This is a genomic window from Methylocapsa palsarum (genome assembly GCF_900114285.1).
Lineage (GTDB): Bacteria > Pseudomonadota > Alphaproteobacteria > Rhizobiales > Beijerinckiaceae > Methylocapsa > Methylocapsa palsarum.
This window is the reverse complement of record NZ_FOSN01000010.1, coordinates 33,216-57,395: the sequence shown is the minus strand read 5'-3', so window position 1 is coordinate 57,395 and position 24,180 is coordinate 33,216. Positions and strand designations below refer to the sequence as shown.

19 protein-coding genes are annotated in these 24,180 nt (G+C 64.1%); 11 read left to right on the top strand and 8 right to left on the bottom strand.

Going from position 1 to position 24,180, the window contains the following annotated elements; translation table 11 throughout:
• Positions 1–60 precede the first annotated feature (60 nt).
• On the top strand, positions 61–3,582 hold the full coding sequence (locus BM177_RS12155; RefSeq protein ID WP_139223605.1) for a DUF3971 domain-containing protein: 3,522 nt from the start codon (positions 61–63) through the stop codon (positions 3,580–3,582).
• A 54-nt stretch (positions 3,583–3,636) separates the two neighbouring features.
• On the opposite strand, the gene tyrS is transcribed toward BM177_RS12155, so the two are convergent.
• Positions 3,637–4,911, bottom strand: a complete 1,275-nt coding sequence (tyrS, locus tag BM177_RS12150; RefSeq protein ID WP_091682728.1) for a tyrosine--tRNA ligase — start codon at positions 4,909–4,911, stop codon at positions 3,637–3,639.
• A 125-nt stretch (positions 4,912–5,036) separates the two neighbouring features.
• On the opposite strand from tyrS, the gene BM177_RS12145 reads away from it, so the two are divergent.
• Positions 5,037–6,143 carry an anhydro-N-acetylmuramic acid kinase gene (locus BM177_RS12145; RefSeq protein WP_091682726.1) on the top strand — a complete coding sequence of 369 codons (1,107 nt, stop codon included), beginning with the start codon at positions 5,037–5,039 and terminating at the stop codon, positions 6,141–6,143.
• A 124-nt stretch (positions 6,144–6,267) separates the two neighbouring features.
• On the opposite strand, the gene BM177_RS12140 is transcribed toward BM177_RS12145, so the two are convergent.
• On the bottom strand, positions 6,268–8,190 hold the full coding sequence (locus tag BM177_RS12140) for a potassium transporter Kup (protein ID WP_091682936.1): 1,923 nt from the start codon (positions 8,188–8,190) through the stop codon (positions 6,268–6,270).
• A gap of 297 nt (positions 8,191–8,487) precedes the next feature.
• On the opposite strand from BM177_RS12140, the gene hrpB reads away from it, so the two are divergent.
• A complete protein-coding gene (gene hrpB / locus BM177_RS12135) occupies positions 8,488–10,968 on the top strand; it encodes an ATP-dependent helicase HrpB (protein ID WP_091682724.1) in 2,481 nt (826 codons plus the stop codon).
• 7 nt (positions 10,969–10,975) lie between these two features.
• On the opposite strand, the gene BM177_RS12130 is transcribed toward hrpB, so the two are convergent.
• Positions 10,976–12,259, bottom strand: coding sequence for an O-acetylhomoserine aminocarboxypropyltransferase (locus BM177_RS12130; RefSeq protein ID WP_091682721.1), 1,284 nt, complete (start codon positions 12,257–12,259; stop codon positions 10,976–10,978).
• A gap of 69 nt (positions 12,260–12,328) precedes the next feature.
• Positions 12,329–12,790: a CoA-binding protein gene (locus tag BM177_RS12125; protein WP_091682718.1), complete on the bottom strand. Its 462-nt coding sequence runs from the start codon at positions 12,788–12,790 to the stop codon at positions 12,329–12,331.
• A 259-nt stretch (positions 12,791–13,049) separates the two neighbouring features.
• On the opposite strand from BM177_RS12125, the gene rplM reads away from it, so the two are divergent.
• The 5 genes from rplM to BM177_RS12100 all read left to right on the top strand — a co-directional run bounded on the left by rplM (position 13,050) and on the right by BM177_RS12100 (position 16,951).
• Positions 13,050–13,520: a 50S ribosomal protein L13 gene (gene rplM, locus BM177_RS12120; protein WP_091682715.1), complete on the top strand. Its 471-nt coding sequence runs from the start codon at positions 13,050–13,052 to the stop codon at positions 13,518–13,520.
• Complete coding sequence (gene rpsI / locus BM177_RS12115; RefSeq protein ID WP_091682712.1) at positions 13,517–13,996, top strand: 30S ribosomal protein S9; 480 nt, start codon at positions 13,517–13,519, stop codon at positions 13,994–13,996. Before rplM ends, rpsI begins: the two co-directional genes overlap by 4 nt.
• Before the next feature lie 123 nt (positions 13,997–14,119).
• Positions 14,120–15,034 (top strand): N-acetyl-gamma-glutamyl-phosphate reductase, encoded by a 915-nt coding sequence (argC, locus tag BM177_RS12110; protein ID WP_091682709.1) that lies wholly within the window; start codon positions 14,120–14,122, stop codon positions 15,032–15,034.
• A 76-nt stretch (positions 15,035–15,110) separates the two neighbouring features.
• The gene (locus BM177_RS12105; RefSeq protein WP_091682707.1) at positions 15,111–15,704 is read left to right on the top strand and encodes a TetR/AcrR family transcriptional regulator; all 594 of its coding nucleotides are present in this window, start codon (positions 15,111–15,113) and stop codon (positions 15,702–15,704) included.
• Positions 15,705–15,787: 83 nt separating this feature from the next.
• Complete coding sequence (locus BM177_RS12100; protein ID WP_091682934.1) at positions 15,788–16,951, top strand: YncE family protein; 1,164 nt, start codon at positions 15,788–15,790, stop codon at positions 16,949–16,951.
• 56 nt (positions 16,952–17,007) lie between these two features.
• Here BM177_RS12100 and BM177_RS12095 read toward each other — a convergent pair whose 3' ends face one another.
• A complete protein-coding gene (locus tag BM177_RS12095; protein WP_091682932.1) occupies positions 17,008–18,993 on the bottom strand; it encodes a PHA/PHB synthase family protein in 1,986 nt (661 codons plus the stop codon).
• A gap of 211 nt (positions 18,994–19,204) precedes the next feature.
• Between BM177_RS12095 and BM177_RS12090 the strand changes: the two genes are divergently transcribed.
• Positions 19,205–19,618 (top strand): hypothetical protein, encoded by a 414-nt coding sequence (locus tag BM177_RS12090; RefSeq protein ID WP_139223604.1) that lies wholly within the window; start codon positions 19,205–19,207, stop codon positions 19,616–19,618.
• Positions 19,619–19,857: 239 nt separating this feature from the next.
• On the top strand, positions 19,858–20,451 hold the full coding sequence (locus BM177_RS12085) for a hypothetical protein (RefSeq protein ID WP_139223603.1): 594 nt from the start codon (positions 19,858–19,860) through the stop codon (positions 20,449–20,451).
• A gap of 88 nt (positions 20,452–20,539) precedes the next feature.
• On the opposite strand, the gene bioD is transcribed toward BM177_RS12085, so the two are convergent.
• Positions 20,540–21,208, bottom strand: coding sequence for a dethiobiotin synthase (bioD, locus tag BM177_RS12080; RefSeq protein WP_091682701.1), 669 nt, complete (start codon positions 21,206–21,208; stop codon positions 20,540–20,542).
• Positions 21,190–22,374, bottom strand: a complete 1,185-nt coding sequence (locus tag BM177_RS12075; protein WP_091682929.1) for an aminotransferase class I/II-fold pyridoxal phosphate-dependent enzyme — start codon at positions 22,372–22,374, stop codon at positions 21,190–21,192. Before BM177_RS12075 ends, bioD begins: the two co-directional genes overlap by 19 nt.
• A gap of 241 nt (positions 22,375–22,615) precedes the next feature.
• On the opposite strand from BM177_RS12075, the gene BM177_RS12070 reads away from it, so the two are divergent.
• Positions 22,616–23,896 carry an adenosylmethionine--8-amino-7-oxononanoate transaminase gene (locus BM177_RS12070; protein WP_091682927.1) on the top strand — a complete coding sequence of 427 codons (1,281 nt, stop codon included), beginning with the start codon at positions 22,616–22,618 and terminating at the stop codon, positions 23,894–23,896.
• A 34-nt stretch (positions 23,897–23,930) separates the two neighbouring features.
• On the opposite strand, the gene BM177_RS12065 is transcribed toward BM177_RS12070, so the two are convergent.
• Complete coding sequence (locus BM177_RS12065; protein ID WP_139223602.1) at positions 23,931–24,143, bottom strand: hypothetical protein; 213 nt, start codon at positions 24,141–24,143, stop codon at positions 23,931–23,933.
• Positions 24,144–24,180 lie beyond the last annotated feature (37 nt).

The window sequence follows — 24,180 nt, the reverse complement described above, 5'->3', positions numbered from 1 at the left end:
CGTGAGGATCCTCCAGCTCCAAAAGGGGTTCGGCCGCTCCGGCGCGGAACGGATCAGGCCGTGAAACTACGCCGCCCGTGGCTGCCCCGCCGCGTCTACGCCACGGCCCTCTCCGCATGCTATCTCGGCATCGGCCTGACCCTGTTCGCGCTGATCCTCGGCGGAATTTTCGCCGTGCGGCTCGCGCAGGGGCCAATCACGATGGACTGGCTCGTCCCGCAGATCGTCAAAGCTCTCGACGAACGTTTCGGCCACGGCCTCGAATTCTCGTTCGGCGGGGCTTCGATCGTTGGCCGCGATTTCGCCCCGGTCCTCAGCATAGACGGGCTTTCGCTGAAGGATCATACCGGGCGAACGGTCTTGAGCGCGCCGCGCGCCGAGGTGGCGGTTGATCTGTTGGCTCTGGCGCTGGGCGAAGTGACGCCGAAGCGGCTCGACGTCTTTGACGTCGCTCTCCATTTCACGCTTCGGCCGGACGGATCCCTCGCCTTGCCCGCCGCGGCGGACTCCGGCGAAGCCGTGCCCTTGACGCCGCCGCTGGCGGAATCTCTCGCGCGCGAGGCGATCCCGGATAAGTCGACGCCAGGCGCAGCGTTTCCCGAGAGCGCGCCCGCGCTTGCGGAAACAAAGCCGAGGGCTTTGCTGGTGAGGCAGATGTCCTCGGCGATCCGGCTGATCGTCGATTCGCTCACCAATCCGGAAAGTCCGATCGCCGCGATCGACCGCATCGGCATCGCTCGCGGGCGACTGGTCATCGACGACGAAACCACGAACCAGACGATCAAATTCGAGGGCGTCGACCTCGCCTTCGACAAATCAAGCGGCGGCACGACCTTCAACTTGTCCGTCGACGGCCCCAATGGTCGCTGGACGGTTCGCGGACTGGCGAGCGGCCTTCCGGGGTCGGAGCGCAAGCTCATGCTGAGCCTGAACAATCTTTCGCTCGACGAAATCCTGATCGCGACGGGTTCGCGCTCGGTCGGGGCCGATTTCGATATGCCGTTGTCAGCGAAATTCGATCTTGCCCTTCAGGCCGACGGCCGCCTGTCGGAGGCGATCGGCCGGTTCGAATTCGGCGCCGGGTATTTACGCTTCGACGATCCAAACGACGAGCCGATGCTGGTGAACAAGATCGACGGCGGCTTTCATTGGGACGGCCTGAAGCGCCGCATCGTCCTCGACCGGACGGAACTCACGGCAGAGGCGGCGCACGGCGCGATTTCGGGCTTTGTCGCGCTTCCCGATCGCGAGGGCGAAGCCTGGGTCGTCGACATCGTGAACGCGGGGCCGATCCTCCTCTCGCCCGAGCGGCCCGGACAGAAAACCGTCACGCTCGACAAGGCGTCGCTTGCGGCGCGGCTGTTCGTGACCGAAAAGAATCTGGTCATCGACCGGTTTGCGTTCGGCGGCCCCGAGGTCAACGTCTCGCTTTCCGGGATCGTTGACTGGATCAACGGCCCTCGCGTCAAGTTCGAGGCGTCGATGCCCCAGGCGCCGGCTGCGGCGGTCCTGCGCATATGGCCGTCTTTCATGGTGTCGCCGGTCAGGTCATGGCTGCTCGAACACGCCAGGGGCGGCGTCGTTCAAAACGCGAAGCTGCAGTTTGATTTCGACGCTCCGACCTTGAACGCCATGCGCTCAGAACACGCGCCTCCCGATGATTCGATCCTGTTCGACTTCACTCTCGTCAATGGCGCGGTCGAGTATCTTCCCGGCGTTCCGCCGCTGCGGGGAATCAGCGGCGCCGGCCATGTCACGGGTCGGACCTCGACGTTCACTTTGACGAGCGCGGGCGCTGTCGAGGCAGGCCCGGGACGCATGCTCAGCGTCGGCGAAGGAAGCTTTTGGCGCGTCGCCGATTCCGAACTGAAACCGACGCCCGCCGTGATCGTCGCCAAGGTGTCCGGCAGCGTCGAAGCGGTCGCCGACCTGCTAGCCTTTCCGGCCCTGAAGCCATACGCCAGCCTGCCGCTGGACAATGCTAATCTGCGCGGACAGATTGACGGCAAATTGCAGATCGACTTGCGGCTGTCCGCCGCCATGAAATCGTCGGATGTGACCCTCGGCGTCAACGCGACGGTGACGAATTTCACCGCCGACAATATCCTTGGCAAGGAAAAACTCGATGCGGCGACGCTGACGATCAACGTCGATCGCGAGGGGCTTCGCGCGAGCGGGCAGGGGCGGATGTTCGGGGCGCCCGCGTCGATCGACATCGTTCATCCCAACGGGAAAACGCCGGAGGCGTCGGTCCGGATGATTCTCGATGAAGCGGCGCGCGTGAAACAGGGCCTCGGCAATCTGCCGGGGCTCAGCGGACCGGTCGGGGCGCTCATTACGGCGCCGCTCGGCGGCGGAGAAAAGCAGCGAGCCGAGGTCGAACTCGATCTCACCCGCGCCGGGATCGACTTGCCCGGCGTCGTGAAGCCGCCCGGACGGCCGGGCAAGGCGAAATTCTCCCTCGCCGTCAACGACAACGGGACCATGCTCGATCCGTTCGTGCTGGAGGCCTTGCCGATCATGGCCCACGGCCAGGTCGAACTCGGCACGGACCAGGTCTTGCAGAGCGCGCATTTTCCCGTGGCGAAAATCTCGCCCGGCGACGATCTCAAGATCGACGCCTTGAGGGCGGGGGAAACGCTGAAAATCATCGTGCGCGCCTCGACCATCGACGCCGCGCCTTTTGTCAAATGGCTTACGGCGGCGTCCCCGGCCGCCGATGCGACCCCTGCGAACGCGCCGGGCGCGGGCGCGGGAGGTGGCGGCGGCGTCGGGGGCGGTTCAGGAGCCGGCGCGATCAAGGAACTCGACTTCGACGTCAAGTCGGCGCTGCTCAGCGGCTACAACAGGCAGGTGATCACCGGCGCCGAATTGCGGCTCCTGAAACGCGAGCAGCTCAAGCAGTTCTCGTTCTCCGGGCGGTTTGGCCACGATACGATTTCGGGAAATCTGACCGGCGCGCCCGCCGCGCCGCAGATCAACCTTTTTTCCGACGATGCGGGCGCGCTGTTGTCGTTTTTCGATTTCTACAAGCATATGGACCGCGGGCGGCTCGCGGTCAGCATGCGTCTCGCCCCGACGCTCAGCGGGACGCTCACGATCGACTCTTTCGTGTTGCGGGACGAACCGGCGCTCCGACGCCTTGTCGCCGAAAGCGCCCCCCCGCCCGACGCAAGCGGCAGGCGCCCGAAGATCGACGCGGGAGCGATGGCCTTCACGCGGCTGCAGTCCGGCTTCCAGCGCGTCGGGACGCGGATGCAGATCAACGACGGCACAATGTATGGCGACGCCATTGGCCTGACCGTTGACGGCTGGCTCGACTACGCGCGCGACAAGGTTGACGTTAAAGGAACGTTTGTGCCCGCCTACGCCGTCAACAACCTGTTTTCAAAAATTCCGGTGTTCGGCGCGATTCTCGGCGGGGGGACCAACGAAGGCCTGTTCGGCGTCAATTTCAGGATCGAAGGCTCGATTACCTCGCCGACGCTCAGCATCAATCCCCTGTCCGCTCTCGCGCCAGGAATCTTCCGGCAGATTTTCGGCGTCGGCGACCCGCTCGGCGCCGCGCGCGGGCTGAAGTGAGAGGTTCAGGTTTTTTACGCGGCGACTTTCATCGCGCCGGGCTGGTCCCCCCGCTCACACCGCCCGCAGCAACACATGCCGCTTCTTGCCCAGCGAGAGTTTGACCGACCCTTCGTTTAAGTCCCCCGCGCCGATCATGGCGCGCTCGTCCGTGAGCGTCTGATCATTGATCCTGAGGCCGCCGCCCTTGACCTGCCGCCGCGCCTCGCCGGTCGAGGCGACGAGACCGGCCCTGACGAAAGCGGCGAGCGCGCCGAGCCCGGCCTCGATGTCGCCGCGCGGAATCTCCACGAAAGGCAGATCCTCCGCCAGCGCGCCCTCCTCGAAGGTTTGCCGCGCCGCTTCGCTGGCCGAACTCGCCGCCGCGCGGCCATGCACCATCGCGGTCGCCTCGGTCGCGAGAACCTTCTTTGCTTCGTTGATCTCGGCGCCGCCCAGAGCCTCGAGCCGCGCGATGTCCTCGAGCGGCAGTTCGGTGAACAGTTTCAGAAACCGGCCGACGTCGCGGTCCTCGCAATTGCGCCAATATTGCCAATAATCGAAGACGGGCAGCATGCCGGCGTCGAGCCAGACCGCGCCCTGCGCCGTCTTGCCCATTTTCGCGCCGGACGCGGTCGTCAGCAGTGGCGAGGTCAGCGCGTAAAGCTGGCCGGTCCCAAGGCGCCGGCCAAGGTCGAGGCCAGTGATGATGTTTCCCCACTGGTCCGAGCCGCCCATCTGCAGGACGCAGCTCTGGCGCTTGTGAAGCTCCACGAAATCATAGGCCTGAAGGCACATGTAGTTGAACTCGAGGAACGACAGTTCCTGGTCGCGTTCGAGCCGCATCTTGACCGAATCCATCGCCAGCATGCGGTTGACCGAAAAATGCCGTCCGATCTCGCGCAGAAAGTCGATGTAGTTGAGCGCGCCGAGCCATTCGGAATTGTCCTGCATGATCGCGGCGCAGGCGCAGGATGACGGCGCGTCCTCCCCGAAATCGAGGAATTTCGAAAAAATGCGCTTGATGCCCTGCTTGTTGGCCTCGATCGTCTCCAGCGAGATCAGCTTGCGGCTCTCGTCCTTGCCGGAGGGATCGCCAACCCGCGTCGTGCCGCCGCCCATCAGCGCGATCGGCCTGCCGCCGGTCTTCTGGAGCCAGCGCAACAGCATGATCTGCACCAGCGAACCCACATGAAGCGAGGGCGCGGTGCAGTCGAATCCGATATAGGCGGTGAGGCCGCCCGCTTTCGCCAAAGCGTCGAGGCCAGCGAAGTCCGAGCATTGATGCACGAACCCGCGCTCGATCAGCACGCGCAGAAATTCGGATTGCGGTTGAAAATCGTCGGACACTGCGGTTCCCTCGCGCGGAGCCCGCGCCTTGATTGTTAAGGCGCGAGGTTTAGGGGTAAGTTTTCGCCAAGGCAACGCGGACGCGCCGAACCGGCCAAACCATCGTGAGTTCTCAGGAGACGGATATGGCGAACCTCACCCGCACCATCGGCCTGATGAGCGGCACATCGATGGATGGGGTCGATGTCGCACTGATCGAGACCGACGGGAAAGAAAAAATCGAGCTTGGTCCGTTCGGCTCGTTCGCCTATGGCGACGAGGATCGCGCGCTGTTGCGCGCGGCCCTCGTGGATGCGGCCCGGCTCGATGACCGGATTGCGCGCCCCGGAACGCTGGCGCAGGCGGAGGCCATGGTCACGCTCCGGCATGCAGAGGCGGTCGAGCGCTTCCTCGCGGAGCGCGCCATCGACCGGAAGTGCGTCGATGTCGTCGGCTTCCACGGCCAGACGGTGCTGCACCGGCCGGAGCAAGGGCTCACCGTCCAGATCGGCGACGGAGCGGCGCTGGCCGCGCGTCTTGGCGTGACCGTCGTGCATGATTTTCGCGCCGCCGACGTGGCCGCTGGCGGGCAGGGGGCGCCGCTCGTGCCGGCGTTTCACCGGGCGCTTGCGGCGAGGGCCGGATTTGCGGCGCCAGTGGTGGTGATCAATATCGGCGGCGTCGCCAATCTCACTTTTATCGCGCCGGGCGAGGAGCCGATCGCCTGCGACGCTGGTCCAGGCAACGCCCTGCTCGACGATCTGATGCTGGCGCGCACGGGAGAGCAGATGGATCGCGATGGCGCCGCCGCCGCCGCGGGACGCGTTGACCGAGCCGCGCTTGCGGCGCTTCTCGACAACGACTTTTTCGCAAAGGCGCCGCCGAAAGCGCTCGACCGCAATGCGTTTTCCCTTGCGCCGGTCGAACGGCTCGGCCTCGAAGACGCGGCGGCGACGCTGAGCGCCTTCACGGCGGCGGGAATTGAGAGCGTGATGGCGCATCTGCCCGCGTCGCCGACCCTCGCCATCGTCTGCGGCGGCGGCGCCTTCAACAAAACGCTGATGCGGGAACTGGCGGACCGCCTGCCGTGCCCGCTCGCGGACGCTAACTCACTCGGCTGGTCGGCGGAGGCGATGGAGGCCGAGGCCTTCGCATATCTTGCCGCGCGCGCCCTGAAAAACCTGCCGCTGACGTTTCCGGGGACGACGGGGGTGCGCGAGCCGACATACGGCGGAGTGATCGCGCGGCCTTGAATCGCCGCGCCCAGAGCATATTCCGATTGGAGTGAATCAATCCAATCGAGAAGAATATGCTCAAGCTTTTGACTCTGGAGCGATTTCTGATCGATCGTATGGCTTCATACGATCGGAAAGCGCTTTAGACGGTAATCTGCTCGCCAAGCTCTACGACGCGGTCGGACGGAATGGAGAAGTAATCGGTCGGATTGGCCGATTCGCGATAAAGGGCGATGAAAAGCTTGTCCTGCCAGAGCGGCATGCCCGAATTCTGCGCGGGCTTCACCTTGCGGCGGCCGACGAAAAACGAGGTCGTCATGATGTCGAACTTCAGACCTGATTTGCGCAGTCCGGCGAGCGCGGCGGGAATGCGGGGGCTCTCCATATAGCCGTAGTGCAGGATGATGCTGGTGAAATCATCCGAAAGCTTGGCGACTTCGAACCTTTTTCTGAGCGGGACGCGCGGCGTGTCCTCGGTGACGACCGCCATAAGCACGACCCGTTCGTGCATGACCTTGTTGTGCTTGAGGTTATGCATGAAGGCCGATGGCGCGACTTCGGGCGTGTTGGTCAGGAAAATCGCCGTTCCGGCGACGCGGATCGGCTTCGATTTCTCGAGCATGCGGATGAGATCCTGCATCAGAATCGAATCGCGCCGCGTCTTGCGGGCGAGGAGATCGGCTCCGCGAACCCAGGTCCACATCACCACCATCGCGAGCGCGCCGAACAAAAGGGGCACCCAGCCGCCGTCGACGATCTTCAAAAGGTTGGCGGCGAGGAACGCGAAGTCGATGACGAGGAATCCAGAAACGAACAAAGCCGCCAGCCAGACCGGCCAATGCCAGAGTTTCCAGACGACGACGAACGCGAGCATGGTCGTGACGACCATCGTGCCGGTCACCGCGATGCCGTAGGCCGAGGCCAGATTGCTCGAATTCTTGAACAGCAGCACAAGCAGCAGCACGCCGATCAGGAGCAGCCGGTTGACCTTCGGGATGTAGATCTGACCTTCCTGGGTTTCGGACGTGTGCAAAATCAGCATGCGTGGCAACAGGCCAAGCTGGATCGCCTGGCGGGCCAGGGAGAACGCGCCGGTGATGACCGCCTGGCTGGCGATCACCGTCGCGACGGTCGCCAGAATGACGAGCGGCATTAGCGCCCATTGCGGCGCGAGCAGAAAAAACGGGTTTTCCACAGCTTCCGGATGCGCCAGCACCAGCGCGCCCTGGCCGAGATAATTGAGGGTCAGCGCCGGCAGCACGAACACCATCCAGGCGGTCTGGATCGGCGCGCGGCCGAAATGCCCCATGTCGGCGTAGAGCGCCTCGGCCCCCGTCACAGCGAGAAACACCGAGCCCAGCACCACGAAGCCCAGAAGCCCGTTGCTGAACAGGAACGCGAGGCCGCGGATGGGATTGAAGGCCTGGATGATGCGCGGCGCATCGCCGATGTGACGGGCTCCGATCAAGGCGATGATCAGGAAGAACACCGCCATGATGGGGCCAAAGAAGCTCGCGACCCGGGCGGTTCCGTGGCTTTGCACCCAGAAGATCGAGATCAGGATCAGGATGGTCGTCGGCAGAATATAGGGCGTGAATACAGGGGTGACGAGTTCGAGCCCTTCGAGCGCCGACAGGACCGAGATCGCCGGGGTGATGACGGCGTCGCCCGAAAACAGCGCCGCGCCGGCGACGCCGAGAAAAAACACCGGCGCGACGCGCCGTCCCACGGCGGACTGGGCCAGGGCCATCAGGGACAGCGTGCCGCCCTCGCCCCTGTTGTCGGCGTGCATCAGGAACAGGACATATTTCGCGGTCACGGTGAAAAACAGCGCCCAGATCAGAAGGGACACTGTTCCGATCACGCCCGCGTCGGTCACGCCAGCGCTCTTCAGGTGGTGAAGTGATTCGCGCAGGGCGTAGAGCGGGCTCGTGCCGATGTCGCCGTAAACGACGCCGAGAGATCCCAGCGCCAGGGAGCCGAAAGCGCTCTTTTTCGGCAGCGGAGGATCGCCTGGCTGGTCCGAGGCCGAAAGGGAACCCGATTGCGCGATGTGATGCGCCATTTGAATGTCCTTCGAGGCCGAGCCCCTTGAGAGACCTTGCGAACCGGCGAGCCAGCGCGGCGATATAGCCTCTTCTCGCATCCGTGAGAAGAGGCCGTCCTTCTACGAAGCGGCGGGACCGCCGGTCGTCCCGGCGAAGGCTTTTTCTTCGAGACCCGCCAGTTTTTCCGAGGTCCGCCTGATTTTTCAAATTCGGCAGGACGCGATAGCGTCGCGGCGCAACGGCCCGACAAAGCGCCTGCGCCCGCCAGGTTCCGCTTTTCTCAAGTTCAAGTTTCCTAACCAAAGCAAAAAATTATGTCGCGTTTTGGTCCCGCGCTTCCCATTGACGCAGTCCTTAGCGAAATCGCCGGATCGCTGGCGCGCGGGTCGAGAGCGGTTCTGGTCGCCCCGCCTGGCGCCGGAAAAACGACGCGCGTTCCCCTTGCGCTTCTCGACGAGGATTGGGCGGCGGAACGCAAGATCATTCTGCTCGAACCCCGCCGGATCGCCGCGCGGGCCGCAGCCGAGCGGATGGCGGGCGCCCTCCATGAACGCGTTGGCGAGACCGTCGGGCTGCGAATGCGGGCGCAATCGCTGACCGGACCCAAAACGCGCCTGGAGGTCGTCACCGAAGGCGTCTTTGCACGGATGATCCTTGACGATCCCGCGCTTGAAGGCGTCGCGGCGGTCATTTTCGATGAATTTCACGAGCGTTCCCTCGACGCCGATCTCGGCCTCGCGCTGGCGCTCGATGCCGCCTCCGCGCTGCGCGAGGATCTGCGCGTTATGGTGATGTCCGCGACGCTCGACGGCGCGAGGGTCGCCGGGCTTCTCGGCGACGCTCCGGTCATCGTCAGCGAAGGGCGCGCATTTGCGGTGGAGACCAGATATCTCGGCCGCAATCCCGATGAACGGATCGAGGCCGCCGCCGTCGCCGCCGCCTTGCGCGCCGTACGGGAGGAGCACGGCTCCATTCTGGTGTTTCTCCCCGGCCAGGGTGAGATTAACAGGGCCGCGGTCCTCCTTGCCGAACGCCTGGACCCGGCCAGGATCGAGATCGCGCCGCTCTACTCGGCGATCGACCGCGCCGCGCAGGATCGCGCCATCGCGCCGGTCAAGGCGCCGATGCGCAAGATCGTGCTGGCGACCTCGATCGCGGAGACGTCGCTGACGATCGAGGGCGTCCGGATCGTCGTCGATTGCGGGCTCGCGCGGGCGCCCCGTTACGAACCCGATCGCGGCCTGACGAGACTGGAGACCGTCCGGGTGTCCCGCGCCGGAGCGGACCAGCGCCGGGGGCGCGCGGGGCGGACGGAGCCCGGCGTTTGCTATCGCCTGTGGGAGGAGGCGGCGAACGGCGCTCTTGACGCCTATTCCGTTCCCGAAATCATGGCGGCCGATCTCTCCGGCCTCGTCCTGGACCTCGCCTCCTGGGGGGTGCGGGACGCCTTGAGCCTGCAATGGCTCGACCCTCCGCCAACGCCCGCGTTGAAGGAGGCCCGGGCGCTGCTGCATGAGATCGGCGCGATCGACGCCGCGGGCGCCTTGACGCAGGAGGGGAAGGCCATCGCCGGTCTCGCCCTGCCTCCGCGACTCGGGCGGATGATCGTCGCCGCCGCGCGGGACGGCGAAGCCCATGCCGCCGCCGAGGTCGCGACGCTGCTCACCGAGCGAGGCCTTGGCGGCGATTCGCCCGACCTCGCGGCGCGCCTCGAGCGCTTTGCGCGCGACCGCTCTCCCCGCGCCGGGGACGCCCGCAAGCTGGCCCGCGCTTTCGCCAGAAGGGCGGGCGGCAAAGCGGACACGTCCGGGTCAGGGTCCGGCGCCGCTTGCGGGCGCTTTCTCGCCGCCGCCTTTCCCGATCGGATCGCCAGGGCGCGCGGTAAACCCGGCGAGTTTCTGATGGCGAACGGGCGCGCCGCTTCGCTCGAGCCGCACGAGGCGCTGGCCCGCGAGCCGTTTCTGGCGATCGGCGAAATCACGGGCAAGGCCGGGTCCGCCCGCATCATCGCCGCCGCCGCCCTGAGCGAGGCGGAGATCGAGGCGGTCGCGGGTGAAAGGATCATTGTCGAGGAGGAAGTGTCGTTCGCCCCGGAGCGCGCAATGCTCAAGGCGCGTCGCCGCCGCCGCCTTGGCGCTCTCAGCCTGAGCGAGCAGAACCTCCCGGTCGCCGCCTCCCCGGACGCCGCCGTGGCGCTCGCGGAAGGAATCGCGGCGCTGGGGATCGGCCGTCTGCCCTTTACAAAGGCGCTTTCCCAATGGCGCGACCGAGTCGCTTTTCTGAAGCGCTTCGAACCGGGCGACGGCTGGCCCGATCTGTCTGACGCCGCGCTGGAGCAAACCGCCGCCGACTGGCTGGCGCCGTTCATCGCCGGCCGGACGAGCCTCGCCTCGATCACTGCGGACGATGTCGGCAAGGCTCTGAGCAGCCTTCTGCCCTGGCCGATGCGCCAGCGACTTGACGCCGAGGCGCCGGAATATTTCACGACGCCCGCAGGCTCCCGGATCGCGCTCGATTATGGCGCGGAGGGGGGACCGGTGCTGTCGGTGCGGGCGCAGGAGCTCTACGGCCTGTCGGACCATCCCAAACTGGCGAAGGGCCGGGTTCCGCTGACCCTGGAGCTGCTGTCCCCGGCGTCCCGGCCGATCCAGATCACCCGCGATCTTCCCGGATTCTGGGCCGGGTCATGGGCTTCGGTCAAAGCCGAAATGAAAGGCCGCTATCCGCGCCACCTCTGGCCGGATGATCCGGCCAGCGCCGCGCCGACGGCGCGGGCGAAGCCGCGGGGGACGTGAAGAGGAGCTACCCCGCCAGCCCCTGATCGAGATCGGCGATGATGTCCCTTATATCCTCCAATCCGACCGAGAGGCGCACCACGTCGGGACCAGCGCCCGCCTTTGTCTTCTGCTCGTCGCTGAGTTGCCGGTGCGTCGTCGAGGCGGGATGGATGACGAGCGAGCGCGTATCGCCGACATTGGCGAGATGCGAGAATAGTTTCAGCCTGTCGACGAGGGCGACGCCCGCGTCAAAACCGCCCTTGAGCCCGAAGGTGAACACCGCGCCGGCGCCGAGCGGGCAGTATTTTTTCGCAAGGTCATGATAGCGGTCGCCCTTGAGCGCCGGATAGCTCACCCATTTCACCGCCGGATGCCCCGACAGATGCGCGGCCACGGCCCCGGCGTTCTCGCAATGGCGCTGCATGCGCAGGCTAAGAGTCTCGATCCCGGTCAGGATCAGGAAGGCGTTCAAAGGAGCGAGCGCCGGGCCGAGATCGCGCAGGCCGAGAACGCGGCAGGCGATGGCGAAGCTGAAATTGCCGAAGGTCTCCGCGAGGATTATCCCGCCATATTCGGGCCTCGGCGCCGAGAGCATCGGATAGCGCGCGTCGCCGGTCCATTCGAAGGTTCCGCCGTCGACGATCAATCCGCCCATGGAATTGCCGTGGCCGCCAAGAAATTTCGTCGCCGAATGGACGACGATATCGGCGCCATGCTCGAAGGGGCGGATCAGATAGGGCGTCGCCAGCGTATTGTCGACAATGAGCGGAATTTTCGCCGCCCTGGCGACTTTGGCGATGGCTTCGAGATCAAGGACGACCGCGCCGGGATTGGCGATTGATTCAACGAAGATCGCCCTGGTCCTTGCGTCGATCGCCGCGGCGAAACTCGAAGGATCGTCCGCCGACGCCCATTTGACCCCCCAGCCGAAGTTCCTGAACGCGTGATTGAACTGGTTGATGGAGCCGCCATAGAGTTTGTCGGCGGCGACGATATTATCGCCCGGCGTCATGAGGCTGTGGAAGACGAGCAGTTGCGCCGCGTGGCCCGACGCCGTGGCGACGGCCGCCGGACCGCCTTCGAGCGCCGCGATTCTCTCCTCCAGCACCGCGACGGTCGGATTGGTGATGCGGGTATAGATGTTGCCGAATTTCTGCAGGCCGAACAGGGCGGCGGCGTGATCGGCGTCCTCGAAGACGAAAGAGGTCGTCTGATAAATCGGCGTGATGCGGGCGCCCGTCGCCGGGTCCGGCTGCGCGCCGGCGTGAATCGACATCGTGGCGAAGCCTGGAGCTGCGCTGTTCGTCATCTTTCTGATCCTTTTGAAGCGTGGCAGGCAGGTTGATCGGCGTTGGGACCCCGAGGTTTTCGGAGCAGGTTAGGCTGCGGGCTTTTTTATGGAAAGGCGCCGGAATTCAATTTTCATGCAGCGGTTCATGACGACCCTGACGCCAAGCGCGCGTGCGCGCAGCGCCGCCTCGTCGTCGCGCACGCCAAGCTGCATCCAGATCGCCCGTGGGCGCGGGCGCAGCGCCAGAGCCTCGTCGACCACGCCGCCGGCGGCGTCAGAATTTCTGAAAATATCGATGACGTCGACAGGTTCCTGCAGATCGGCGAGGCTTCCGATGACCGGCGTGCCGTGGATGGTCGTCCCCGCCAGGCCAGGGTTGACGCCGATGACGCGATAGCCCTGCGCCAGCAGAAAGCCGAAGACTTCGAAACTCGGCCGGTCCGGCTTGTTCGAGGCGCCGACGAGGGCGATCGTTCGCGCGAAGGTCAGGAGATCGCGCAGATCTGCGTGGGAACAGTCTGGTTCGCGGATATTGTCTGCGCTGTTCATGCTTTACGTCCTCGCATCACGACCTCGCATCACGACCTCGCATCGGCGCCGTCGCGATCGCCGCGCCATTTCGAAACAACGGTACTATAATACCGTTCAATCTAACTTATTGTTCTACATCGTTTCTGATCGATGAGATCGACTTGACTGACATGTGGAAGGCCCCTAGAAGGAACGCAACTGGACATGATCGGCTTTTCGAAGTGTCGCGCCGTCGCGCGGCGGGGGTCTTTTGTGTCGCCTGACTGGAGCCGATTGAATGTACGGCAAGACTTACTCCGCCAAAGCGGCGGATGTTGAAAAGAAATGGGTGTTGATCGACGCCAGCGGCCTGGTCGTCGGCCGGCTCGCCTCGATCATCGCGCTGCGGCTTCGCGGCAAGCACAAGCCGACCTTCACCCCTCACCTCGACGACGGCGACAATATCATCGTCATCAACGCCGAAAAGGTGGTTCTGACCGGGCGCAAGCGCGACCAGAAGGTCTATTACCGCCATACCGGCTATCCGGGCGGCATCAAGGAACAGACGGCCAAGTTCATTCTCGACGGCCGCTTTCCCGAGCGCGTCGTTGAAAAGGCGGTCGAGCGCATGCTTCCGCGCGGTCCCCTCGGACGCGTCCAGCTTGGCAACCTTCGTGTGTACAAGGGCGCCGAACATCCGCACGCCGCACAGCAGCCGGTGACGCTCGAGATCGCCAGTCTCAACCCCAAGAATTCGAGGCTCGCATGACCGAGACCCTATCTTCGCTCCAGGATCTTCAGAGCGCCGGCGCGCCGCCGGAAGCCGCAGCGCCGCGCTACGTCCAGAAGCTCGACGCCCAGGGACGCGCTTACGCCACGGGCAAGCGCAAGGATGCGGTCGCCCGCGTCTGGGTCAAGCCAGGCTCCGGCAAGGTCTCCATCAATGGCCGAGATCTTGAGGTCTATTTCGCGCGCCCCGTGCTGCGCATGATCCTGCAACAGCCGCTCGGCGTCGCGAAGCGGGTCGGCCAATATGACCTGACCGTCACCGTCGCGGGCGGCGGACTGTCCGGGCAGGCGGGTGCCGTGCGTCATGGCCTCGCCAAGGCGCTGGTCAATTTTGAACCGGAGCTGCGCAGCCCGTTCAAGAAGGAAGGCTTTCTCACCCGCGATTCGCGCGTCGTCGAGCGCAAGAAATACGGCAAGAAGAAAGCCCGCCGCAGCTTCCAGTTCTCGAAGCGCTGAGTTTCGAGAGTCCGGCGAAGTCGAGGCGGCCATTGGCCGCCTTTTCTTTGTCCTGTATTCGCAGACCGCTGGTTCCTCTATTCGCAAACCGCTCTTGCAACCCTGATCCCGAAGGCGACGCGCATGAATGCACGAATCTTCATCGACGGCGAGGCGGGAACGACAGGGCTTGGCATCGCCGCCCGGCTCGCGGATCATCCCGGCGTCGAGCGCGTCAGTCTTCCGCCCGACGAGCGCAAGGATCCGGCCGCGAAAAAAGCCCTTCTGGCGTCGGTCGACATCATGATTCTTTGTCTGCCCGACGATGCGGCGCGCGAGAGCGTCGCGATGGCCGCCGCCCTCGGCGACAAGGGGCCGCGCATTCTCGACGCCTCGACCGCGCACCGCGTCGCCCCCGGCTGGACCTACGGCTTTCCCGAACTAGCAAAAGACCAGCCCGAGGCGATCAGAACCGCTAGGCTCGTCTCCAACCCCGGCTGCTACGCCACCGGCGCGATCGCGCTTCTGCGCCCCCTCGTCGACGCCGGTCTGGCGCGCCCCGATCATCCGTTCGCGATCAACGCGGTGTCGGGCTATTCCGGCGGCGGCAAGCAGATGATCGCCGATTACGAGGGGGGAGGCGGGCCGGCCTTCGAGATCTACGGGCTCGGCCTCGAGCACAAGCATGTCGCCGAGATCCAGCGCTACGGTCGGCTTGAGCGGCGCCCGATCTTTGTTCCTTCCGTCGGCGATTTCGCGCGGGGGATGCTGGTCTGCGCGCCGCTGTTCCTCGACGACCTGCCGGGCAAGCCGAAGGGCGCCGATCTCGACGCCGCGCTTGCCGCGCATTACGCGGGGAGCAAATTCGTCAAGATGGCGCCAGCGGAGGCCGCCGGAAAAATCGAGCCGCAATCGCTCAATGGGAGCAATGTCCTCGAATTGCGGGTGTTCGCCAACGAGGCGCGTCGCCATGCGATTCTTGTCGCGAAGCTCGACAATCTCGGAAAGGGGGCGTCCGGCGCGGCGCTTCAAAATCTCGAGCTGATGCTGGGGAGATAGACCGATCCCGCGAACATGCGGCAGGTTGACACTAGCAGGTTGACTTTACTAGACGACCGGTCGTATTCTGCAGGCGATGACGAGAGACCAGACCGAAATCAACAAAAGCCTCATCTTGGATCACGGCGTGAGCTTGTTCATGCGGAAGGGCTACCACGGGACGGGGCTCAGCGAAGTGCTGGCCGCCGCAAGGGTGCCAAAAGGCTCGTTCTATTATTACTTCGCAAGCAAGGAAGAGTTCGGCGTTGAAGTTGTGCGGCATTATATCCAGCCGTTCATCGACGAACTGACCCGCTACCTCGGCCAGGATGGAATCGGCGCCATGGAGGCCCTGGAGGATTATTTTCGCGGTTTGGCGCTGGATCTGGACTCCAAGGGATTCGAAGGCGGATGTCTGCTTGGCAACCTGATGGGCGAAATTGGCGACACCAGCGATATGGCCCGCGCCGCGCTCAGATCCGCCGTCGACCGCTATCGCGACCTGCTTGAAACCGCCCTGCTCCGCGCCCAGAGAGAAGGTTCGGCGCGTAAGGACAAAAGCGCCCGGGCGATGGCGGATCTCTTGATCGACGCCTGGCAGGGCGCGCTGCTGCGGATGAAACTGGAGCGGTCCGGGGGGCCGCTTAAGGCGTTCCTGGAGGAGGTTCTCCTGGGATATTGCAAGGCCTGATTTTTTTTGCGGTCAATATAGTAGACCGGTCGTCTAAAAACCGCCCATCTTTGGCGAAAGGGCGGAAAAAGGAGGAAACAGACATGCTAAACTTGAAGCCTTTGGCCAGCGTCCTTGTAGCGTTGGCGGCGCTGTCCGCACAGGAAGCGCGTTGCGAGATCCTGGCTCTGCTGAACTACGAAAGCAAACCAACCGAAGCTGTGCGCAAGGAGGGTATCGCGATCATCGACATCGACCCCGCCTCCGCGAACTTCAACAAGATCATCAAGGACATTCCGCTGCCGCCAGACCTTGTGGCGCATCATATCTTCTACAACCCCGCCGTCACGAAGGCCTATGTGACCGCGCTTGGCCGCAGCGAGCTCCGCGTCTTCGATCCTAACTCGTCGCTAGAGGCGATGTCCGTCGTCGATGTTCCAGATTGCCAGGTCGGGGAGGATCTCGCCTTCTCGGAGGACGGCGAGACCTGGTATCTGACCTGTATGGGATCGAGCAATGTCGTCGTCGGCGACGCGCGCTCCGACAAGGTGCGAAGCGTCATCTTCGCGCCCGCTTCCTCGCAGGGGCCGTTTATCCAGAACCCGCACGGCATTGTCCTCAACGAAGCGATTGACCGCCTCATTGTCGCGAACACCATACGCCCGGATCTGAAGGATCCCGGCGAAACGATCACTGTGATCGAGGCCAGCACGCAGAAAATTCTCTCAACGCACAAGGTCTCGGAAAAGCCGTCGCCGTCTGGAGCGGCTCCCGTGGAGATCGCTTTCACGCCGCGGGCCGGGATGCAGATCGCCTACATCACCAATATGATGGGCGCATCATTGTGGACCGCGACATGGTGGCCAAAGAGCAAGAACTTCACGTTCCAGCAGGTCTACGATTTTTCCGCCGAGCAGCAGGGCGTGCCGCTCGAGATGGCGTTCAGCGATTCGGGGGATCGTCTCTACGTCACGACGGCGAAGCCGGGAAACCTGGATATTTTTGATATCGCCGATCCGTACCATCCAAGGCTTATCAAGGCCATCGCGGCCGCGGCCGGCGCTCATCATGTCGTGTTCTCCGCGGATCGCCGCTACGCCTTTGTTCAAAATAGCCTCTTGAACCTGCCCGGCATGAGCGATGGTTCGGTCAGCGTGATCGACCTCGTCGGCAACGAAAAAATCGCCGAGGTCGATGTTTTGAAAAAGATGGGACTCAACCCCAATTGCATTATCCTTCTTCCCAAGTGGCGCCGGGGCGAAGGTTGAGTCTTCGAATTGGATCGACGGCCGGTCTCCTCAAGGAACCGGCCGTTGATCCCGCCCTAATATTGCACCCGCACATATTCGCCGGGCGCGTCGCAGATCGGGGTCAGCTCTCCATCGCCTGGCGAGCGGGCCGGAACTTTTTCCAAAGATTGCCTGGTGATCCAGGAAAGCCAGTCGGGCCACCAGCTCCCCTTGTGTTCGGCCGCGATCTCGATCCAGTTCTCGAACGTTCCGGCCGGGGACGGGCCGAGCCAATAGCCGTATTTCGGCTTTGAGACGGAGTTGACGACGCCCGCGATGTGACCCGACCCCGCAAGGACGTAACGGACGTCGCCGCCAAAATATTGCGCGCCGATGAAGACTGATTTCGCGGGCGCGATGTGGTCCTCTCTTGTGGCGAGATGGTAGACCGGGATCTTGACCTTTTTCAGATCGAGCTTCTTGCCGCCGAATTTCGCCTTTCCCCGCGTCAGCTTGTTTTCGAGATAGCAGTCGCGAAGATAGGTCATGTGATTGGCCTCGGTCATCCGCGTGGAGTCGGAATTCCACGCCAGCAGATCGAAGGCGATCGGCGGTTTCCCTTTCATGTAATTGTTGATCACATAGGACCAGATAAGGTCGTCAGGGCGAAGCATGTTGAACGACGTCGCCATCGATGACGCTTCAAGGTAGCCGTGCGCGGCCATTTTTTCTTCGAGCCCCTTCAGGTGCTCCTCGTCGATGAGAATCTTGAGATCGCCCGCCTGACTGAAGTCGACCTGCGTCGTAAAGAACGCCGCGCTCTCGATCCGGTCGTCGCGCAATTCCGCCATGTAGGCGAGCGTCATGGCGAGCAATGTTCCGCCGATGCAATAGCCGATGGCGCTGATCTTTTTCTCGCCGGTCGCCTTTTCGATGGCGTCGAGCGCGGCGAGGACGCCCTCGCGCATGTAGTCTTCAAAGCCCTTGGCCCGATGGCGCTCGTCCGGATTGACCCAGGAAATAATAAACACCGTCAGGCCCTGCGACACGGCCCAGCGCACGAAGCTCTTTTCCGGATTGAGGTCGAGAATGTAAAATTTGTTGATCCAGGGCGGGACGATGAGCAGCGGCCGCTTGTAGACCGTTTCCGTCGTCGGCGCATATTGGATCAGTTCGATGATGTCGTTGCGGTAGACGACCTTGCCCGGCGTCGCCGCGACGTTCACGCCGAGCTGGAATTTCGACGCGTCGACGCGGCTGATCTTGAGGATGCCGTTGCCGGCCTCGATGTCGCGCGCCAGAAACGACGCGCCGCGGACAAGATTCTCGCCGTTCGACGCCCAGGTTTCCTTGAGAACCTCCGGATTGGTGGCGAAGAAATTCGACGGCGACAATGCGCTGGAGATCTGCCGCAGGTAAAATTTCGCCTTGTTGCGGACGTGCGGGTCGAGCGCTTCCGAACGGTCGATCAGATCGTCGGCCCAGTTCGACGCGATGGCGTGCGCCTGACGGAGAAAATCGAAATAAGGAAGCTCACGCCATTCCGGCGCGGCGAATCTTTTGTCTGCCGGATTGTAGGGCACGAGGGGTTCGGGCGAGGCTCCCGAAAGGCGCCCCAGGGTTTTCGCCAGAAGCATCATGAAATTTCTGACGAGCGCCGCCTGGGCTTCGACCGTGCGCGCCGGATCGCTCATCCAATGTTCGGCGACCCGGCCGAGCGAGCGGACCGCATCCGAGACCTCGTTCGAAATGTCGCTACGGATCTCTCCCGTATCGGATGGTTTGAGGCAGGCGGCGAGAGCCTTGCCGCCCTGCTCCATCAGGCGCGCCATGTTATAGGTCATACGCTCCCAGTCGGGCGAAGGCGCCCCTTGAGCCTCCGCCGCCGCCAGCGTTATCGCCTTTGCGGCCGCGATCGGCGCGCGGAGCGCGGGCGCAGGCTCGGGAGAGGCAGGCGGGGGCTCGGCTGGCGTCTGCGGGCCGGCCTTCGCGGCGCTCCGCTTTTTGTCGTTCCGGTCGGAAGCGCGGGTTTTGGTCCGGCGCCGGTCGCCGGCGCCGCGGGTCGTTCTCGTCGCGCTCATGATCGTTCCAATGGCCGCATGGCTTTCCTGAAAGCTGAATTCACAAAACTCCGAAATGCCTGAAAAGGCAACGCGCCAGGACAGCGTCGCGGCGGCGGTTCGATCGAGCGAGATCGGTCGGTCCCGGTTCGGACACAATGAACGCTTAATTTTTAACTGAAACCCTTTCTCGGGAAACTCGGCGGGAATGAGACTGGCGGGATCTGGAGCAGTGACGACATCGACCGATCTTCGAAATTCGCAGCGGCGGACAATGGTTCGGGCCGCGGCGTTGGGGCTCTTCCTTGGGTCGGGCTTCTGCGCCTTCGCCCAAAGCCCGCCAAAACCGCCGGATTCGCCGCTCGACACGATCATGAAGACGAGGCTTTGGGCCGACGTGCCCGAGGCGAAGGATTTCGTCCGCCAGACGCGTCCGCCGAGCGACGCGCTCGAGTATCAGCCTACGCATGGCGTCGCGCCCGAACGGCCGGCGCTGCGGACGAAGAGCGAACTCGAAGCCATGCAGGCCGAACTCGAAGGCACCCGTTCGCATAATCAAGCGAAGGCGAGCCAGCGTAAACGCGTAAATCCGGCGCCCGTCGCCGAAGCGCGCAAGGCCGCGCCCACTAAAGCCATGGCGAATTGAGGGGCAGGGCGAACTGAAGGAAGGCCGAAGCCAAGGGCTTGGCGCCTAGGGCCTGGCCGCCAAAGGAAAAGCGGTTGCGGAAAATCCTTCGGGATGCCAATAGCGTTCAACTTGAACTCATGCGCTCCGGCCGCGCCGCGTCCCTTGCAGCTTTGACGCGGGGTGTCATGCGGGGCTTGCGGCCTGGCGCATCGCACATCCGCTGCCGGGTCAAAAACAGAAATCGAGTTGGAGGATACGTGCCTAGAATTGGGATCGGACGGTTCGCGGCGGCGTTTTTGCTGGCGATTTCCATGTTCGCGCCGCGCGCGCAGGCGATGGAAGGCATGAGCGGCATGTACAATACATGCATGCTGATGGCCGGCATGCATGAATTGCATCTCTCCGCTTACCAGGTCTCGTCCGGGTCGGAGGAAGAATTCTGCGCCGATGTGCCTTCGACAGGGCCGTCCATCATCACGATCAATGCGGTCTCGCCCGAAATCCTGAACATGACCACCGAGATCCGCATCGTGAGGGATGACGGTTCAGGCAAACAGCCGACCGGCGACCTTGGCCCCATCACGATCGCTTATCTTCCCCCGAAGAACTATCCCTCCGGCATCGCGACCTTGCCGGTCAATTTCGACAAAGCCGGAGATTACCTCGTCCTCGTCACTGTCGACGACGGCAAGGGCATGTCGATGACGTCGCGGTTTGTCATCAGCGCCGGGAAGATTTTCACCAAGAGCCTGTTTGTCTGGATCGTTTACGGCGGCATTCTCCTAGCTGTGCTCGGCATCTTCCTTTGGGTCGAGCGCCGCCGTCACCGGATGAAGGTCACGGCGACCTGACGCCGGACTGGAGCGTTTTCCGACCGAATGTGATCATTCGGTCGATCAGAAATTGCTTCAGAGTCAAATGCTTGAGCATAGTCTTGCTTTAGAGAAGATCGCTCAAGCGCGCGAACGCCCGTTCGTTCTGACCACCTCCGCGCCGTAACGCCAGGAGGGGCGCCGTCACAAAGTCGGCGAGCGTCGCCTCTGTCGCGCCAAGTCCGACCACTGAGTCCTGCGACTCGCTGACGACGATCGCCCGGAGGTCGAGGCCTCGGCTCCGCAAGACGTCCTCCGCAGTCAAAAGATGATTGATCGCGCCGAGATAGCTGCCGCCGACGAGGATCAGCGGCAGCCGGAGCCGGGTCATGACGTCGAGCAACGTGCGGCGCTCGCCGATCGGAACCATGACGCCGCCCACCCCTTCGATCAGCAGGAGTCCGGGCGCTTGCGCCACGGCTTCGGCGCAAAACCGGACCACTTCCTCGAAGACGATGGAGCGCCCTTCCGCCCGCGCCGCCATATCGGGGGAGAGAGGCTCCCGGAAGCGCCAGGGCGAAAGCGCGGCGAGCGTTTGCGGGGTCACATCCCGGCCGAGCGCTTCGAGCAGAAGCGCGGGATCGCTGCCGCGCGGCATGAGCGGATCGAACCCGCTGACGATCGGCTTCAAAGCGTCGACCGCCCGGCCGCTTGCGCGCAGATTGCGGATCAGCCCGGCCGTGACGAAGGTCTTGCCGACATTTGTCCCGGCCCCGGTTACGAAAATCGCGGGCATAAAGGCTCCGCGCGAGCGGGATCGAGTATTTTTTGAACGGCGGCGGCGAGGCGCGCGACGTCCTCGTCCGAATGGGCCGCCGTGAAGGCGAATCGTAATCTCGCCGTGCCCTGCGGAACCGTGGGCGGGCGGATCGCCGCCACGAGAAAGCCTTCCTCCGCCAGCGTGGCCGAGGCTTTCAAAGCCGCTTCCGGCGTCCCGGTCACGAGCGGCACGATCGGGCTTTGCGCCGGGGGAAGGCCGAGCCGCGAGGTGAAGGCGCGGGCTTTGACGAGGGGCGCTTCCGTCAGCTTCGGATTGGCCTCGATCAGGTCGAGGGCGGCGATCGCGGCTCCCGCCATGGCGGGCGGCAGCGCGGTGGAATAGATCAGGGTTCGGGATCGTGTCTTCACGAGGTCGATGACCGCCTTCGAAGCGCAGAGGTAGCCGCCATAGCCGCCGATGGCTTTCGACAGGGTGCCCATCTGCAACGGAATCGCGGTTCGGGCGGCGAAGGCCGACCCCCGGCCCGCGCCGATCACGCCAAGGCCGTGGGCGTCATCGGTCAGGAGCCAGACATCGTGAGCCGCGCAGATTGCGGCGAGTTCGGGGAGCGGCGCGAGATCGCCGTCCATGGAGAAAACGCCATCCGTGACCAGCAAGGCGCGGCCCGATCCGGCGCGGTGGCGAGCGAGCAGATCCGCCGCGTGAGCGGCGTCGTTGTGACGAAAGGTCAAGGTCCGCGCGGCCGACAAGCGCGCCCCGGCCCAAAGGCAGGCGTGCGCGAGTTCGTCGATCACGATGAGATCCCCCGCGCCCGCGAAAACCGGTGCAATGCCGGCGTTGGCGAGATAGCCCGAACCGAAGATGCAGGCGGCTTCGGTCTGCTTCAGGCGCGCGAGACGGGCCTCGAGCGCCTCGAACAACGGGTGATTGCCCGTGACGAGACGCGAGGCTCCGGCCCCGGCGCCGTAGCGGCCGATCGCCTCGATGGCGGCGGCCTTCACCGCCGGATGATGCGTGAGGTTCAGATAATCGTTGCAGGAGAAAGACAGGAGGCGGCGCCCGTCTCGCGTCACAAAGATCCCGTCTTCGCGCGCGCTCTCGGCCAAAGTCCGCCGCAAGCCCCGGGCGTCGAGGTCCGCGAGTTTGCGGAGCGCGAAATCGTCGAGGGATCGCGTCGGCATTTCAAGAGTCTCGTTGATGGCGGCGCGGCGCGGGGCTAGAGAAAGCAACGACGGGACGCGGCTCTAGAGCGCTTTCCGATCGCATGAAGTCATGCGATCGATCAGAAATCGCTCCAGAGTCAAAAGCTTGAGCATATTCTTCTCGATTGGATTGATTCAATCCAATCGGAATATGCCCTGGCGACGCGCTCCGCTCATTGCGGCGGCGGGACATGCGATCCGTGACACTTTGAGCCAAGCCATGAGCCAGGAATCGCCGGATTGGGTTACGCGGGGTCTGCCTCATATCTGGCAGCCTTACACCCAGATGAAAACGGCGGCAAAGCCGCTGGCGGCCGCGCGCGCAAAGGGCAGCCGCATCGTTCTCGCGGACGGGCGAGAACTCATCGATGGAATCGCGAGCTGGTGGACGGCCTGCCATGGCTACAACCATCCCCATATCCGCGAGGCGGTGGTCGCGCAGCTCGACCTTATGCCGCATGTCATGTTCGGCGGCCTTGTGCACGAACCGGCGCTGACGCTGGCGCGGCGTCTTGCCGCGCTGCTGCCTGATCCGCTGGAGCGGGTGTTTTTCAGCGACAGCGGCTCCGTCGCGATCGAAGTCGCGATGAAAATGGCGGTCCAGTTCTGGCTGAACCGGGGTGAGGCCGGACGGACGAGATTCATCTCGTTCAAGGGCGGCTATCATGGCGACACGTTCGCGGCGATGGCGGTCTGCGATCCCGAGGAGGGCATGCACAGCCTCTTCAAGGGCGTCATGCCTGAGCAGATCATCGCCGAACTCCCGGTTGACGACGCTCGCGCCGCCGCCCTCGAGGCTGTGCTGGCGCGCCATGCGCACGAAGCCGCGGCGATCTTGGTCGAACCCCTGGCGCAAGGCGCGGGAGGGATGCTGTTTCACGACACGGCCGTCTTGCGCGCGCTGAGGGGCGCCGCGGACCGGCATGGCCTTTTGTTGATATTCGACGAGATCTTCACCGGATTTGGCCGCACGGGAGCGCTGTTCGCCTGCGAGGAGGCGGGCGTGACGCCCGATATTCTCACCCTGTCGAAGGCCCTGACCGGCGGCACGATGGGGCTTGCGGCAACAATCGCCTCGACCCGCGTCTTTGAAGGGTTTCTGTCGGATGATCCCCGGCGGGCGCTGATGCATGGGCCGACCTTCATGGCCAATCCGCTGGCCTGCGCCGCCGCGAACGCCTCGCTCGACCTTTTCGAGCGCGAACCGCGCCTGAAACAGGTGGCGCGGATCGCCGCCGCGCTTGAAGCGGGGCTCGAACCCTGCCGCGACCTGCCGCGCGTGCGCGACGTGCGCGTGAAGGGCGCGATCGGCGTCGTCGAGCTGGAGCGGATCGCCGACCTCAATGATTTGAAGCGCCGGTTCGTCGAAGCGGGCGTCTTCGTGCGCCCGTTCGGAAATGTCGTCTATCTCACTCCAGCCTTCACTATCGGCGAAGCGGACCTAGCCAGTCTGACCGGCGCGATTGTTCGGGTTCTCAAGGAGATGGCGCGCGCCGGATGAGGGGCCGGCGCTCGATCGGGCCTGCGGCGGAGGTTTAGTTTTCACCGCAGACGACGCGTTTTTCCGTGCGGGTGACGCCATAACCCTCGTCGAGGGCGACCTCGTGGGTGATGCAGCCGTTGTTCTTTGTTTCGGAGGCCTGAGCCGCCTGGGTTTCTGTGTTCGCGGGGTCTCGCGTTTCGGTGTAAGCGACCGAGACGATCGCCAGGCCGATCATTACGCCCAGAAATAAACTCGTTTTCCGCATAATCTACATGTCCCAATCAGCGAATGTCCGAGCCGGC

What these genes read in the sequence shown, in the direction of transcription:
- BM177_RS12095 (WP_091682932.1), bottom strand. Translation starts at nt 18,993, where the DNA reads ATGAGCGCGACGAGAACGACCCGCGGCGCCGGCGACCGGCGCCGGACC.
- BM177_RS12075 (WP_091682929.1), bottom strand. Translation starts at nt 22,374, where the DNA reads ATGCCGACGCGATCCCTCGACGATTTCGCGCTCCGCAAACTCGCGGAC.
- bioD (WP_091682701.1), bottom strand. Translation starts at nt 21,208, where the DNA reads ATGCCCGCGATTTTCGTAACCGGGGCCGGGACAAATGTCGGCAAGACC.
- BM177_RS12070 (WP_091682927.1), top strand. Translation starts at nt 22,616, where the DNA reads ATGAGCCAGGAATCGCCGGATTGGGTTACGCGGGGTCTGCCTCATATC.
- hrpB (WP_091682724.1), top strand. Translation starts at nt 8,488, where the DNA reads ATGTCGCGTTTTGGTCCCGCGCTTCCCATTGACGCAGTCCTTAGCGAA.
- argC (WP_091682709.1), top strand. Translation starts at nt 14,120, where the DNA reads ATGAATGCACGAATCTTCATCGACGGCGAGGCGGGAACGACAGGGCTT.
- BM177_RS12130 (WP_091682721.1), bottom strand. Translation starts at nt 12,259, where the DNA reads ATGACGAACAGCGCAGCTCCAGGCTTCGCCACGATGTCGATTCACGCC.
- BM177_RS12140 (WP_091682936.1), bottom strand. Translation starts at nt 8,190, where the DNA reads ATGGCGCATCACATCGCGCAATCGGGTTCCCTTTCGGCCTCGGACCAG.
- rplM (WP_091682715.1), top strand. Translation starts at nt 13,050, where the DNA reads ATGTACGGCAAGACTTACTCCGCCAAAGCGGCGGATGTTGAAAAGAAA.
- BM177_RS12100 (WP_091682934.1), top strand. Translation starts at nt 15,788, where the DNA reads ATGCTAAACTTGAAGCCTTTGGCCAGCGTCCTTGTAGCGTTGGCGGCG.
- BM177_RS12065 (WP_139223602.1), bottom strand. Translation starts at nt 24,143, where the DNA reads ATGCGGAAAACGAGTTTATTTCTGGGCGTAATGATCGGCCTGGCGATC.
- rpsI (WP_091682712.1), top strand. Translation starts at nt 13,517, where the DNA reads ATGACCGAGACCCTATCTTCGCTCCAGGATCTTCAGAGCGCCGGCGCG.
- BM177_RS12125 (WP_091682718.1), bottom strand. Translation starts at nt 12,790, where the DNA reads ATGAACAGCGCAGACAATATCCGCGAACCAGACTGTTCCCACGCAGAT.
- BM177_RS12105 (WP_091682707.1), top strand. Translation starts at nt 15,111, where the DNA reads ATGACGAGAGACCAGACCGAAATCAACAAAAGCCTCATCTTGGATCAC.
- BM177_RS12145 (WP_091682726.1), top strand. Translation starts at nt 5,037, where the DNA reads ATGGCGAACCTCACCCGCACCATCGGCCTGATGAGCGGCACATCGATG.